Consider the following 14,102-nt stretch of genomic DNA (forward strand, 5'->3'; position numbering starts at 1 on the left):
CAGCCCTCTCCCCAGAGGGGAGAGGGAGAAAAAACGGCGGTGCGGTATGAATAGATCCCCTCACGGCTCAACGACGTTGCCTTGAGTCCTCTTCGCCTCGGCGCGTGGCGGTGTAGCGGCTTCTTTTGAGGTAGCAACGAGCCCATCCCGGCTGGCCTCGGTCGTCCGACGCTCCTATCCCGCATATGGCTATGAGCCTTGGCTCTGAAGGCCATTTTCTTTGGGTTACTTTTCTTTTGGGCCAGCAAAAGAAAAGTGACTCGAGCGCCGGCAGGGGATCGAAACGCCCGCTGCGTAGGCGGCATGCTCGCGACAGCATGGCAACCGAAGGCATAGCCCGCTTCCACAAGAGCAATAAACGTGCAGACCGGCGCGAAAGGCTGTCGCGCACTGGGTGCGCTCCTACAGAGGTCGGCAGGACGTTGAAACGTCCGCCGCGTCCCACGGGCACTTCCTACGGTGCGTAGGGGGCACCTGGCGGTAGCATGGCAACCGAAGGCAGCACCCCCCTCTCAAGAGAAAACCATGCAGCCCGGCGCGAAAGCGCTGTCGCGCACTGGGTGCGCCCGTACAAACAGCGGCGTGCGATCGCGCTAGGATCGAGGCACTTCCCGTGGAGAGCTTCCATGCGCCAGACCGTGCTTGCCTTTGCCCTTGCCGCCGCCATCGGATCCACCCACGCCGCCGACACCACCCAGCTGGTGCAGAACGAGCTGCCCCAGGTCACCGGCTGGCGTCGCGATATCCACCAGCATCCCGAGTTGAGCAATCGCGAGACGCGCACCTCCGCCCTGGTCGCCGCGCAACTGAAGAAGCTTGGGCTGGAGGTGCACACGGGCATCGCGCACACCGGCGTGACCGGCATCCTCAAGGGCGGCAAGCCCGGACCGAAGCTGGCCATCCGCGCGGACATGGATGCCTTGCCGGTCACCGAGGAAGTGGACCTGCCCTTTGCCTCCAAGGCCAAGGGCGAATACCGCGGCAAACCCACCGGCGTCATGCATGCCTGCGGCCACGATGCGCATACGGCCATGCTGCTGGGCCTCGCCACGGTGCTGGCGGGCATGAAGAAGGACTTGCCCGGCGAAGTGATGTTCGTGTTCCAGCCCGCCGAGGAAGGGGCGCCTCCCGGCGAGCAGGGCGGCGCGTCGCTCATGCTGAAGGAAGGCGTGTTCCGCGACTTCAAGCCCGACGCGATGTTCGGCATGCACGTGGTGAGCGCGCTCAATGTCGGCACCGTGGCGGTGCGGCCGGGCGCGACGATGGCAGGCTCGGACTGGTTCAAGTTGGTGATCCACGGCCGCCAGACGCATGGCGCGACGCCGTGGAACGGCATCGACCCCATCGTCACCGCCGCGCAGATCATCAATGCGGCGCAGACCATCGTGAGCCGCAAGCTCGACATCAGCGAGCTGCCGGCGGTACTCAGCTTCGGCATCATCGAAGGCGGCTCGCGCTACAACATCGTGCCGGACAAGGTCGAACTGCAGGGCACGCTGCGCACGTTCGACACCGGCATGCGCCAGCAGGCGTTCGACAACCTCAAGTCCATCGCCGAGCACGTCGCCGAAGCCAACGGCGCCACGGTGGAGACGCAGATACCGGTGGGCGACAGCAATCCGGTGCTGGTCAACGACCCCGCGCTCGCCGCGCGCGTGCGCGCGAGCATCGGCAGGGCCATCGGCGCCGACCACGTGATCGAGGCGCGCCCCTGGATGGCTTCGGAAGATTTCGCGTACTTCGCCAAGGAAGTGCCGAGCGTGTATTTCTTCGTCGGCGCCACGCCCGCCGGCCAGGACGCACTCAAGGCGCCCACCAACCATTCGCCGAAGTTCTTCATGGACGAAGGCGCGCTGAAGCTCGGCATGGAATCCATGCTGCAGGCCACGCTGGACTACCTCAACGCGCCGGCCGGCTGACAGATCGCTCAGAAAGTGAAGCGTGCGCCAAACAGCCAGGTGCGCCCCGGCGCAGGCTCGTAGTAGCGGCCGTTGCCGTCGTTGACGATCACCGAGCCGATGTAGCGCCGGTCGGCGAGGTTGTCGACGCGCGCGCTCAGCTGCAGGCGTTGCTTCTCGCCAAGCACGAAGGTGTAGGCGACATCGGCATCGAACACCGCATAGCCGGCTGCCGTGGCCGTGCCGATGTCGTTGGCCGTGGTCATGCCCGCGCCGCTGAGCGTGAGCCCTTCGCGCCAGCCGGTGTCGCCACCGTGCTGCAGGCGTAGCGAACCGTAATCCTCGGGTACGCCCGGCATGCGCGAACCCGCCGCCACCGGCACCGTGGGCGTCGTGCAAGGCGTTCCTGCACAAGTAAGGAAGCCGCTGCGGAACTGCGCCTGCAGATGCGTGTAGGCGGCGATGAGGTGCCAGCCCGGCGCGAGCTCGCCGTCGAAGGAAAGCTCGATGCCCTGCCGGCGCGTGTCATGCACGTTGCGGTAGGTGGTGCGTCCGTTGACGCTGGTGGCGATGGCCAGTTCGTCGCGCGTATCCGCGCGGAACAGCGCCGCGTCGAACTCCATCGCCGGCGCAAGTGGCCACTTCAGGCCCGCCTCGACGTTGTGGCTGCGCGCGGGCCGCAGGTTGAAGGCGAGCCCCGGCTGCCCGTCGCTGCGATAGCCAAGCTCGTTGTAGCTGGGCGTTTCGAAGCCCTCGCCGTAGCTCGCGTACAACCGCAACGCATCGCCGGGGCGATACTGCAACGCCACCACCGGCGTGGTGGCGGAATAGTCGACGCTGCCGCTGTCGTCCGGATTGCGCGGCGTGATGTAGTAGTCGTGCTCGCTGAAGCGCACCTCGTCGCGGCGCAGCCCCAGCATCAGCGCCCACGACGGCGCGAAGTGCCAGTACCACTGCGCGTAGGCCGCCACGTCATCGACATTGTCGTCCTCGTCACGACGCAGCCGCCCCTTGACGCCTAGCGTCGTGCCCACGAAGTTCTCGTAGCCCAGGCGGTGCTGCCGCTGGTAGTCGCCACTCGCACCCAGCACGAATTCGTAGTCGCCACCGGCCAGCTGGCCCCGATGCGACCAGCGCAGGTCGGCGCCGCCATAGTGCGTGTTGGGCTCCACCACGCCGCCGGGTTGCAGCGGGTTGAGCTGGGTGGCGACGGGGATCGATTGATACTGGGTGATCTCGCGCTCGCCGTAATACGCCATGGCGCGCCACTGGCCGTCCTCGCCGGAAGGCCGTTCGTAGATCACGCCGGCCTGGTCCTGCCGCGTGCTCTTGCGCGTATCGAATGCCAGCGCCGCCGGCGAAGCCTGGCGCGGGTCCGCCGCGGCCTGCGCCTTGGTGAGCCCCATCGGGTCTTCCGCGCGCGGCTGGTCGAGATGATTCACCACCACCGTCAACGATTGCCCATGGCCGAGATCGAAACCCAGTCGCGCGTGCGCGGACTGCCGGTTCACGCGGCTGTGCTGCCGATAACCGCCGGAGAGGAATTGCGACGCGGCGATGTTGTAGTCCATCGGGCCCGCGGTGCCGCGCGTGTCGACGCTGTAGCGGAAGCTGTCGTCACTGCCCCCGTACACGCCAAGCGTGGTCTGCGGTGTCGGCGTACCCGGCGCGCTCCACATCTGCACCACGCCACCCGCCGCGTTGCCGTAGAGCACCGAGAACGGTCCGCGCAATACCTCCACGCGATCGGCGGTGTCGAGCACGAAATGCGAGACCTGTCCCTGGCCGTCCGGCAGCGTCGCGGGCACGCCATCGAGATAGAGCCGGATGCTGCGCACGCCGAACGTGCTGCGCGAGCCGAAACCGCGTATCGAGATCTGCTCGTCCTGCGCGTAGTTCTGGCGATCGCGCGCCAGGATGCCGGGCACCCCCACCAGGGTTTCGGAGAGATTGACGCCCGCCTCGCCCGACTCCGACGGCGCCACGCGCACCACGCTCAACGCGGCGGGCACATCGATGGGCGGCATGCCGAGGCGGCTGGCATTGACCTGCACGGTGGAAAGCGTGGCGGCCTGGCCCTGCGAGCCAGCCTGCTGCGCGAAGACCGTCGCCCAGGGCGAGCTCGCGACGATCATCACGCTGGCCATCCTGCGAAGGCTTCGCGAGGACATCGTCGGTCTCCGTGGCGTCGTGGGGTAGCGCTGCATGATCACGAGGTCGGTGGTGGCGATGCAAGTGCGGCGTGAGTGATCGCGTGCATGCTTGGGGGCGTGCTGCGATGGCTGGTCGTTGTCGCTTCGTGGGCTTTTCGCGCGCTGGGTGCGCTCCTTCACGGAAAGCGAAAAGAAACTGCGCCAGTTCTGCAGCACGCAGTGTGGCGTTATGGGGACACTCGCCGTGCCGGCACGTGCTTGGGCATGCCATGGAAATCCCATAGATCGATGATTGTGTGGTCATTTTTCCCGATATCGGGAGCTGGCACGTGGGCTGCTACATGCACGATGCAGTTACCTGTGCCGATGCTCGCGCAGCGTTGCGGTCACCGGTGCGTCCTCGTTCCACGTGCCCGGGGAGAACCATCATGCCCAGTCCGTCCGTTTGCCGTTGGCGACACCTCAGCGCCATCGCATGCCTCAGCCTTGCGTTGCCGTGCATCGCATCGGCCGACGATCAGTTGGACAAGCTTTCGCAGGACCACAACCAGTGGGTGATCCCCGCGGGCAACTACGCGGGCCAGCGGTACAGCGGCCTCAACCAGATCACCGCCGACAACGTGAAGAACCTCCATGTGGCCTGGACGATGTCCACCGGCTCGCTGCGCGGCCATGAAGGCCAGCCGTTGATCGTCGGCGACACCATGTATTTCGAAAGTTCATTCCCGAACTACGTGTACGCCGTTTCGCTGAAGGAGCCGGGGCGCATCCTGTGGAAGTTCGCCCCGCAGCAGGACAAGTTCGCGCCCTCCGTGGCCTGTTGCGACGTGGTCAACCGCGGCGTCGCCTATGCCAACGGCGTCATCTACGCCAACGCGCTGGACGGCTTCCTCTACGCGCTGGACGCCAAGAACGGCAACGTGAAGTGGAAGGTGCAGAACGCGGACCCGAAGCTGGGCCAGACCCAGACGATGGCCCCATTGGTGGTGAAGAACGTGGTGATCACCGGCGTATCCGGTGCCGAGTACGGCGTGCACGGCTACGTGACCGGCAACGACGCGGCCAGCGGCAAGCAGCTGTGGCGCGCCTACAGCACCGGCCCCGACGACCAGCTGATGTTCGACCCGGACAAGACCATCGACGGCGCGACGCAGAAACCCGTGGGCAAGAACTCCAGCCTCGCCTCCTGGCAGGGCGACCAGTGGAAGCTCGGCGGCGGCACCACCTGGGGCTGGTACACCTACGACCCCAAGCTCGACCTGTTCTATTACGGCACCGGCAACCCCGGCACCTGGAACCCGACGCAACGTCCGGGCGACAACAAGTACTCGATGTCGATCATCGCGCGCAGCCCGGAAACCGGCAAGGCGAAATGGGTGTTCCAGATGACGCCGCACGACGGCTGGGACTATGACGGCGTCAACGAAAGCATCCTCACCGACAGCACCATCGACGGCAAGACCGTGCCGACCCTCACCCACTTCGATCGCAACGGCTTCGCCTACGTGCTAGACCGCCGCACCGGCAAGCTGCTCTCCGCCAAGAAGTACGACGCGGTGGTGAACTGGGCCGACCACATCGACATGGCGACCGGTCGCCCCGTGCTGAACGACGCGATGATGACCAAGGAAAACGTCAACGTGAAAGGCATCTGCCCCTCGTCACAGGGCAGCAAGGACCAGCAGCCGGCCTCGTACGACCCCAACACCAAGCTGTTCTACGTGCCCACCAACCACGTGTGCATGGACTACCAGGCGTTCAACGTGAAGTACAAGGCGGGCTTCCCGTATGTCGGCGCGCTGGTGAACATGTATCCGGCCGACCACGGCGAAGTGGGCGGCCGCTTCATCGCGTTCGACCCGATCAGCGGGCAGACCAAGTGGGAGATCAAGGATCGCTTCCAGGATTGGGGCGGCGCGCTCACCACGGCCGGCGGCCTGGTGTTCTACGGCACGCTCACCGGCGATTTCCGCGCGGTGGACATCAAGACGGGCAAGGTGCTTTGGCACTTCAAGACGCCCTCGGGAATCATCGGCAACCCGATCACGTACACCTATGACGGCAAGCAGTACGTGGCGATCTTGAGCGGTGTCGGTGGCTGGGCGGCCATTGGCCTGGCCGAAAACCTCACCAAGGCGACCGAGGGCCTCGGCGCGGTGGGCGCCACGGCGAGCCTCGCGGACTACACGAACCTCGGCGGCACCTTGCTGGTGTTCGCCATCGATTGAACGGACGGACGGCGGCGACTTCGCCGCCGTCTCCGTTTCCACGCCACCGGAGAAAGTCCATGCGCACGTTCCCCGTATCCGTGTCGCTCGGCCTGATGCTGGCGCTTGCCGGCATCACGGGCGCGCACGCCGCCGGCAAGACCCTGAAGGTCTGCGCCGACCCCGACTATCTGCCCTATTCCAACCGCGCCGGCGAAGGCTTCGAGAACGCCGTGGCCGAAACCGTCGCCAAGGCGATGGGCGCCAGGCTCGAATACGTCTGGGACAACCAGCGCGCGCATGGCGGTTATGCCGAATATCTCTCGCGCAACCTCGACAGCGGCAAGTGCGACGTCGTGATGAGCATGCCTTACGGCAACGAAGAAGAGCTGACCACCGATCCGTATTACGTCTCTTCCTACGTGTTCGTGTTCAAGAAGGCCAATAACTACAACCTGGAGAACATGAACTCGCCCGACCTGCGCAAGCTGAAGATCGGCTTCGAGTCGGACACGCCGGTGGAGTCGGGCCTGCAGCTTCGCGGCATGGTCCAGGCCGCCACGGCGTTCGACGTGGCCGAGACGCCAGGCAAGTCGCCACGCAGCATGCTGCAGGCCGTGGAGGACGGCACGATCGACGTGATGATCACCTGGCAACCGGCGATCGGCGCGTTCCTGCACGACTACCCCGACCTCGCCACCGTGGCGCTGCCCAACACCCGCGCCACCGGCTCGCCCGAGATGTATTCGTTCCCGATGTCGATGGCGGTGCGCAAGAACGACGAAGCGCTGCGCAACGCGCTCAACCAGGTGATCAAGCAGCAGCAGGGGGCGCTGACCGGCGTGCTGCACCAGCACGGCATCCAGATCTTTGGCGACAGCGATGGCTCGGCCTCGCCATCGCACCAGATGGCCAACCTTTAGCAGCGGAGGATCAAGCGAATGCGAAATGCATCGATAGGCGTGTGGCGGGCCGTGGTGTCGGCGTCGCTGTGTGTCGCCGCCACCACGGCTTCCGCCGCCCCACCCGATGCCGGCAGGGGCGAAGCCGTGGTCAAGGGCAGCGATTGTCTTTCCTGCCACGCGATCGACCACAAGGTGGTCGGCCCCTCGTACCAGGACGTGGCAAGGAAATATGCCGCGCAAAGGCAGCAGGCTATCGCCACGCTGTCGAAGAAGATCAAGGCAGGCGGCAGTGGCGTGTGGGGCGACGTGCCGATGCCGCCGCATCCCCAGCTGAGCGATGCCGACCTGCAGGATGCGGTGGCCTGGGTGTTGTCGCAGAAGCCCGGCCAGGGTGGGGCGGCAGCGACCGCCGCGGCCGGTGGCGGCGCGCATGCCTACAAGAATCCAGCCGGCAAATCCGTCACCGCCGACTTCCAGGTCTATCTCGACGACAAGCCGCCCAAGGTCACCGACGACATCTTCAAGGGCTACGAGAACTACAACTCGTATTGCTTCCGTTGCCATGGTGGCGATGCCGTGGGCGGCGACATCGCGCCTGACCTGCGCAACTCGCTGGGCCAGGGCATGACATGGAACACCTTCCTCACCACCGCCATGGCCGGACGCGCCGACAAGGGCATGCCGGCGTGGGCGGGTTTCTTCCAGGAGCAGGAGGTCCGCCAGATCTACGAGTACATCAAGGCGCGCCAGCTCGACCTGGTGCCGCCGGGCCGGCCACCGTCAAGCCAGGACTAGCGCCAACTTTGTCAGGAGTCGCCATGAAGTCGCGAGCTGCCATTGCCTTTGAAGCAGGCAAACCCCTGGTCATCGAGGAAGTGGACGTCGAAGGCCCCAAGGCCGGCGAGGTGCTGGTGCGCATCGTCGCCACGGGCGTGTGCCACACGGACGCCTTCACCTTGTCCGGGGCCGACCCCGAAGGACAGTTCCCGGTCATCCTCGGCCATGAAGGCGGTGGCGTGGTGGAAGAAGTCGGCGCCGGCGTCACCACGCTCAAGCCCGGCGACCATGTCATCCCCTTGTACACGCCCGAGTGCGGCGAGTGCGAATACTGTCGCTCGAAGAAGACCAATCTCTGCGTGAAGATCCGCGCCACGCAGGGCAAGGGCCTGATGCCCGACGGCACGTCGCGCTTCTCGCTCAACGGCAAGCCGCTGCTGCACTACATGGGCTGCAGCACCTTCAGCAACTACACCGTGCTGCCGGAGATCGCGCTCGCCAGGATCAACCAGGCCGCCCCGCTGGACAAGGTGTGCCTGCTTGGTTGCGGCGTCACCACCGGCATCGGCGCGGTGCTCAACACGGCCAAGGTCGAGCCCGGTTCGTCGGTGGCGGTCTTCGGCCTCGGCGGCATCGGCCTGGCCGTGGTGCAGGGCGCCGTCATGGCCGGGGCGGGCCGCATCATCGCCATCGACACCAACCCGGACAAGTTCGGGATGGCCAGCGCCATGGGCGCGACGGATGTCGTGAACCCCAGGGACTATCCGGACACGCCCATCCAGCAGGTGATCGTCGATCTCACCCACGGCGGCGTGGACTATTCGTTCGAATGCATCGGCAATGTGCAGGTGATGCGCGCCGCGCTGGAGTGCTGCCATCGCGGCTGGGGCGAGTCGACCATCATCGGCGTGGCCGGCGCGGGCCAGGAAATCAGCACGCGTCCGTTCCAGCTGGTCACCGGACGGGTGTGGCGCGGCACCGCGTTCGGGGGCGTGAAGGGCCGCAGCCAGCTGCCGGGCTATGTGGATCGCTACATGTCGGGCGACATCAAGATCGACCCGTTCATCAGCTTCACCATGGGCCTGGACGAGATCAACCGCGCGTTCGACCTGATGCATGAAGGCAAGAGCATTCGTTCCGTGATCATCTACTAGCGGCGCCACGGCGCCATCGAGAGGGCAAGGCCATGAGCATCGCCATCCATCCTTCGGTCGACCACGGCGTCAAGCAGGGCTCGGCGGATTTCGCCGGCGGCACCCTGGTATGCAAATGCAAGGACAGACCGGTCAAGGTCAGCGTCGCAACGCAGTCGGCGCACAACCATGTATGCGGCTGCACCCGGTGCTGGAAACCCGACGGCGCCCTGTTCGCGATGATCGCGGTGGCGCCTCGCGACAAGGTGACAGTGACCGACAACGAGGACAAGCTGAAGATCGTCGACGACAAGGCGACCATCCAGCGCCACGCCTGCATCGGTTGCGGCGTGCACATGCTGGGCCGCATCGAGAACAAAGACCATCCGTTCTACGGGCTGGACTTCATCCACACGGAATTGTCGTCGGAGAGCGGATGGTCGGCGCCTGGATTCGCCGCCTTCGTGTCTTCCATCATCGAGTCCGGTGCCGATCCGAACAACATGGATGCGGTGCGCGCGCGGCTGCGCGAACTGGGCCTGCCCCCGTACGATTGCCTGTCGCCGCCCCTGATGGATTTCATCGCCACCAAATTGGCCCAGGCGTCGGGCGTGCTCAAGGCGTGAGCTTGATGGAAACCGGCCGCGGAGAAAGCACCGTGGCCGGTTTCCTGCCGGACGCCCGGGTCATCCGGTACCGCCACGCCATCGCAGGATCGATCGCGCTGTGTTGCGCGATGGGCGCCGTGCGCGCGGAGGACGCGCCGCAAGTCACCAATCTGGCGCCGGTATACGTCTCGCCGGCGCCGCTGCCCGGCATCGGTCTCGACGCCGCCATCCTGCCCTACCAGGCGCAGACGCTGCGCTACGACGAGCAGCGCGACAGCGCCGGCAACCTGGTCGGCGTGATGGGCAACCGCCTCACCGGGGTGAACACCAACGAGGTGCAGGGCAGTCCGTTCCAGACCGACGTGACGTTCCATGGCTTCCGCGCCTCGCCGACGCTCGGCGCGGCGCAGGGCATTTCGGTGTACCTCGACGGCGTGCGCGTGAACGAGCCGTTCGGCGACATCGTGGCCTGGGATCTCTTGCCGGAATTCGCCTTCGATTCGGTGACGCTGTTGCCGGGCGCCAACCCCGTGTTCGGTCCCAACACGCTCGGCGGCGCGCTGGTGCTCACGACCAAATCCGGGCTCACCTCGCCCGGCTTCGACGCCGATGTGTCGTATGGCAGCTATGCGCGCAAGCGCACCGACCTGTCCTACGGCGCCGGCAATGCACAAGGCTGGCATGTCTACGTCGCCGGCACGTACTTCAACGAGAACGGCTGGCGGCGCGATTCGCCGGGACGGCTGGGCAACCTGTTCGTGAAGTTCGGCCGGCAGCGCGAACGCAACGATTGGGATGTTTCCGCCATCCAGGGCAGCAGCCGCCTGTCCGGCAATGGCCTGCTGCCGGGCACGCGCTACGACGACGGCGAGGGCGCCTTCGAACCCGGGCTGTACCAGCACGACCGGCGCGCCATCTACACCGCGCCCGACATCACGCGCAGCCAGGTGTCGCAGCTCGCCCTGCACGACACCTACCGATTCAGCGAAGACACCGCGCTCACCGCCCTCGCGTATACGCGGCACACCCGGCGTGACACCGTCAACGGCGACGTCAACGACGACTACCAGGATTTCATCGACCGCTGCGGCGCGGGGTATGACAGCGGGGGTACGCCACTGGATGCCTCGTGCGATGTCAGCCGCAACCAGGCAGGCGCCTTGCCCACCGGCGTGCTCAATACCACGCAGAACCGACAGCAGGGCCAGGGAGCCGGGTTCAATCTCGGCACGAAGGCGGGCGGGCACCAGATCGCGCTGGGCGCCACCTTCGACCGCAGCACCGTGCGCTACGCGCAATTCACCCAGGATGCGTGGATCGCGGAAGGCAACCGCACGGTTCAGGGCGATCACGCCGCGCCGGTCGAGTTCTTCTCCGGGGTGCAAGGCGACAGCCGCGCCATCGGTCTCTACGCCACCGATACCTGGGCCGTCGGCGCGTCCACCCACTTTACCGGTTCGCTGCGCTGGAACGACCTGCGCCTGCGCAGCCAGCTCGCCAACGCGGATGACGGTGAACAACCGTCGCAGCTCGACACCTTTCGCAAGCTCAACCCGTCGCTCGGCATCACGCAGGCGGTTGGCCGATGGGTGCTGTTCGTGAACGCCTCGCAGAGCAACCGCGCGCCTTCGGTGATCGAGCTCGGCTGCGCCGATGCCGGTCAACCGTGCCGGCTGCCGACCGGCCTGCAGGCCGATCCGCCACTGCGCCAGGTGGTGTCGCGCAACGGGCAGCTCGGCGTGCGCTGGCAGGACGGCGAACGCCTGAAGGCAAGCGCGGAGCTGTACCGCACCGACAACCACGACGACATCCTGTTCCTGCGTGCGCCGAACACGCAGCAAGGCTATTTCGCCAACGTGGGCCGCACGCGCTACCAGGGCGCCGATCTCGACGCTGGTGGCCACGAGGGTGCATGGTGGTGGCATGTCGGCTACAGCCTGCTGCTGGCCACCTATGAATCCAGCGGGCCACTGCAGGCGGGCGAGCGCGTCATCGACACGCGCCCGGGCATGCGCATCGCCGGCCTGCCGCGCCACCATCTCAAGTTCACGCTGGACTGGAACGCCACCTCGCGGCTTACCCTGGGCGGCGACATCTCGACGGCTTCATCCAGCGTCAGCAACGGCAACGAGGACGGCCGCATCAGCGACGACGACCCGGAGATGCGCGCCGACTGGAGCACGCCGGGCTACCTGCTGCTGAACCTGCGGGCGAGCTATGCATTGAACGCGACCTGGCAGTTCTACGCGCGCGTCGACAACGTGTTCGACCGCCGCTACGAAACCTATGGCGCAGTCGCCGACGACGCCCTTCCCGATGGCCGGCTGGTTCGTCCCCAGCTCGCGCCGGGCAACGCGCCGACCACGCTGTTCGTGGCACCCGGCGCGCCGCGGCTGTTCACCGTGGGGGTGCGGGTCCACCTGTAGGCAGGCCCGCTCAGTCCGGCAGCGCGATACCGTGCTTGTGCAGCTTTCGGTACAGCGTGTTGCGACTGACGCCCAGCGTCGAGGCGGTGCGGCTGATGTTCCAGTGGCTGCTCTCCAGTTCGCGCAGCAGTGCCGCCCGCTCGGCGGTGCGCAACGGCGTCTGCGTCTCGACGACCGCATCCAACCGCGGCTCGGCGCCATGGCCGCCCACGATTTCGTGGGGAAGATTGCAGGCCTTGATGATGCCGTCGCTGCACAGCGCCGCGGCGGTGCGCAGCGCGTTGCGCAGCTGGCGGATGTTGCCGGGCCACGCGTAGCCGACGATCAGGCCCAGCGCATCGTCGCTCAGCCGGGGCCGCACATGGCCCTGGCACTCGTCGTCGAGGATGGCCTCCACCAGCGCCTCCTTGTCCGTACGCTCGCGCAGCAGCGGTAGCTGCAGGGTGATGCCGTTGAGACGGTAGTACAGGTCCTCGCGGAACTCGCCGGCCTGCACCATCTTCTGCAGGTCCTGGTGCGTGGCGCTGATGATGTGCAGGTCCACCGGGATCGCCCGCTCCCCGCCCAGCGGCATCACTTCGTGCTCTTCCAGCACGCGCAGCAGGCGCGTCTGCATGTGCAGCGGCATGTCGCCGATTTCGTCGAGGAACAGGGTACCACCGCTGGACTGGCGGATCTTGCCCAGGTGGCCGTCACGCGAGGCATCGGTGAAAGCACCGCGCGTGTAGCCGAAGAGTTCGCTTTCGATCAGCGTTTCCGGAATCGCCGCGCAGTTCACCGCCACGAACGGCTTGTCCGCCCACGCGCTCGCCTGGTGCAACGCCTTGGCGAATGCCTCCTTGCCGGTGCCGGTCGCACCCTGCAGCAACAACGGCACCCGGCGGCCGAACAGCTGGCGCGCGCAGTTCATGCAATGCTGGATGTGCGCATCGTCGCCGACGTAATGGCGCGCGCTGCCGCGCTCCGTCCGCCGCGAGGCAGCGCCACCCATGCCCGGCGGGCGGACCATCGCGAAGAAGCGCCTCCCGTAGGCCACGTCACGCACCGGCCACAGCGTCGTCGCATCGGCGTAGGCACGTTCTTCCAATGTCTGGAAGTCAAATGGGAAGACCTTGTCCAGCGCCTGCCCGACCAACTGGTCCCGCGGCACGCCGAGCTGGGCCAGCGCACTCTCGTTGACCGCGCGCACGATGCCCTTGTCGTCCACCGCCAGCAGCGCCTCATGCAGCAGGCCCACGAATTCAGGCCGGCTGTGGAAGCGCAGCACCCACTTCTCGCGACACTCCAGCAGGAAGTGGTAGCGCGAGATGAGGTTCGCCGACATCGCGACCAGCGCCATCGTGTGGCGCTGGATCAGCCGGGTGTCCGCCGCGTTGACGGTGGATGCGTCCAGCACCGCCAGCACGTTGCCCTGGGTATCGAGTACCGGGGCACCCGAACACGAGAGGTCGGCGTGGAAATGGCGGAAGTGCTCCTGCCGGTACACCGTCACCGGACTGCGTTCGGCCACGCAGGTACCCATGCCATTGGTGCCTTCGTAGCGTTCGCTCCAGATCGCGCCCGCACGCAGGCCCGCCTTGCGGAATTCCCGCTTGAGCGTGGGATCGGTGATCGCCCCGAGAATCGCCGCTTCCGCATCGCAGAGGATCACGGCATAGCCGGAACCGGCGATCTGCTCATAGAGGTTTTCCATCTCGGCGCGCGCCACGTTGAGCAACTCGCCGAAACGTTGCTGCCGCTCGACGAGCGAGGCATTGTCGAGCACGGGCATGGGGCGCGGGCCATCCACTTCCAGCCCGTATTCCTCGACGCATCGCAGCCATGAGCGCGCCACGTGCGGCGCGACATCGATGTCGCCGAAACGCTCCCTGAGCAGGCCCTTGATGAGGGGCGAGGAGGCAGTCTGCAAGGCCTGGCCCATGCGCAACTCCATCGTAGAAGAGGTGTTGCGGAGGCGTGGGGGTGACGCGCGAATCGCACGCTCCGCGGCATCCT

9 protein-coding genes are annotated in these 14,102 nt (G+C 66.4%); 7 read left to right on the forward strand and 2 right to left on the reverse strand.

Features of this window, described 5'->3' with window-relative positions; translation table 11 throughout:
• Window positions 1-626 precede the first annotated feature (626 nt).
• Window positions 627-1,919 (forward strand): amidohydrolase, encoded by a 1,293-nt coding sequence (locus JMF82_RS02870; protein ID WP_201313032.1) that lies wholly within the window; start codon window positions 627-629, stop codon window positions 1,917-1,919.
• Window positions 1,920-1,927: 8 nt separating this feature from the next.
• Here JMF82_RS02870 and JMF82_RS02875 read toward each other — a convergent pair whose 3' ends face one another.
• On the reverse strand, window positions 1,928-4,069 hold the full coding sequence (locus tag JMF82_RS02875) for a TonB-dependent receptor (RefSeq protein WP_201313033.1): 2,142 nt from the start codon (window positions 4,067-4,069) through the stop codon (window positions 1,928-1,930).
• A gap of 410 nt (window positions 4,070-4,479) precedes the next feature.
• Between JMF82_RS02875 and JMF82_RS02880 the strand changes: the two genes are divergently transcribed.
• Genes JMF82_RS02880 through JMF82_RS02905 form a run of 6 tightly spaced genes read left to right on the forward strand, consistent with a single transcriptional unit; the run spans window position 4,480 to window position 12,107 of the window.
• A complete protein-coding gene (locus tag JMF82_RS02880) occupies window positions 4,480-6,279 on the forward strand; it encodes a methanol/ethanol family PQQ-dependent dehydrogenase (RefSeq protein ID WP_201313034.1) in 1,800 nt (599 codons plus the stop codon).
• A 59-nt stretch (window positions 6,280-6,338) separates the two neighbouring features.
• The gene (locus JMF82_RS02885) at window positions 6,339-7,181 is read left to right on the forward strand and encodes a transporter substrate-binding domain-containing protein (protein ID WP_201313035.1); all 843 of its coding nucleotides are present in this window, start codon (window positions 6,339-6,341) and stop codon (window positions 7,179-7,181) included.
• 18 nt (window positions 7,182-7,199) lie between these two features.
• Window positions 7,200-7,958, forward strand: a complete 759-nt coding sequence (locus JMF82_RS02890) for a c-type cytochrome (RefSeq protein ID WP_201313036.1) — start codon at window positions 7,200-7,202, stop codon at window positions 7,956-7,958.
• Window positions 7,959-7,981: 23 nt separating this feature from the next.
• Window positions 7,982-9,094, forward strand: a complete 1,113-nt coding sequence (locus tag JMF82_RS02895; protein WP_201313037.1) for an S-(hydroxymethyl)glutathione dehydrogenase/class III alcohol dehydrogenase — start codon at window positions 7,982-7,984, stop codon at window positions 9,092-9,094.
• A gap of 32 nt (window positions 9,095-9,126) precedes the next feature.
• Window positions 9,127-9,699, forward strand: a complete 573-nt coding sequence (gfa, locus tag JMF82_RS02900; protein ID WP_201313038.1) for an S-(hydroxymethyl)glutathione synthase — start codon at window positions 9,127-9,129, stop codon at window positions 9,697-9,699.
• A 5-nt stretch (window positions 9,700-9,704) separates the two neighbouring features.
• On the forward strand, window positions 9,705-12,107 hold the full coding sequence (locus JMF82_RS02905) for a TonB-dependent receptor (protein ID WP_236585266.1): 2,403 nt from the start codon (window positions 9,705-9,707) through the stop codon (window positions 12,105-12,107).
• 10 nt (window positions 12,108-12,117) lie between these two features.
• Here JMF82_RS02905 and JMF82_RS02910 read toward each other — a convergent pair whose 3' ends face one another.
• On the reverse strand, window positions 12,118-14,028 hold the full coding sequence (locus JMF82_RS02910) for a sigma-54-dependent Fis family transcriptional regulator (RefSeq protein ID WP_201313039.1): 1,911 nt from the start codon (window positions 14,026-14,028) through the stop codon (window positions 12,118-12,120).
• Between the last annotated feature and the right edge of the window lie 74 nt (window positions 14,029-14,102).

This window comes from Dyella sp. EPa41 (genome assembly GCF_016586165.1).
Classification (GTDB): domain Bacteria; phylum Pseudomonadota; class Gammaproteobacteria; order Xanthomonadales; family Rhodanobacteraceae; genus Dyella.

What these genes read in the sequence shown, in the direction of transcription:
- JMF82_RS02895 (WP_201313037.1), top strand. Translation starts at nt 7,982, where the DNA reads ATGAAGTCGCGAGCTGCCATTGCCTTTGAAGCAGGCAAACCCCTGGTC.
- JMF82_RS02875 (WP_201313033.1), bottom strand. Translation starts at nt 4,069, where the DNA reads ATGTCCTCGCGAAGCCTTCGCAGGATGGCCAGCGTGATGATCGTCGCG.
- JMF82_RS02910 (WP_201313039.1), bottom strand. Translation starts at nt 14,028, where the DNA reads ATGGGCCAGGCCTTGCAGACTGCCTCCTCGCCCCTCATCAAGGGCCTG.
- JMF82_RS02905 (WP_236585266.1), top strand. Translation starts at nt 9,705, where the DNA reads ATGGAAACCGGCCGCGGAGAAAGCACCGTGGCCGGTTTCCTGCCGGAC.
- JMF82_RS02870 (WP_201313032.1), top strand. Translation starts at nt 627, where the DNA reads ATGCGCCAGACCGTGCTTGCCTTTGCCCTTGCCGCCGCCATCGGATCC.
- JMF82_RS02890 (WP_201313036.1), top strand. Translation starts at nt 7,200, where the DNA reads ATGCGAAATGCATCGATAGGCGTGTGGCGGGCCGTGGTGTCGGCGTCG.
- gfa (WP_201313038.1), top strand. Translation starts at nt 9,127, where the DNA reads ATGAGCATCGCCATCCATCCTTCGGTCGACCACGGCGTCAAGCAGGGC.
- JMF82_RS02880 (WP_201313034.1), top strand. Translation starts at nt 4,480, where the DNA reads ATGCCCAGTCCGTCCGTTTGCCGTTGGCGACACCTCAGCGCCATCGCA.
- JMF82_RS02885 (WP_201313035.1), top strand. Translation starts at nt 6,339, where the DNA reads ATGCGCACGTTCCCCGTATCCGTGTCGCTCGGCCTGATGCTGGCGCTT.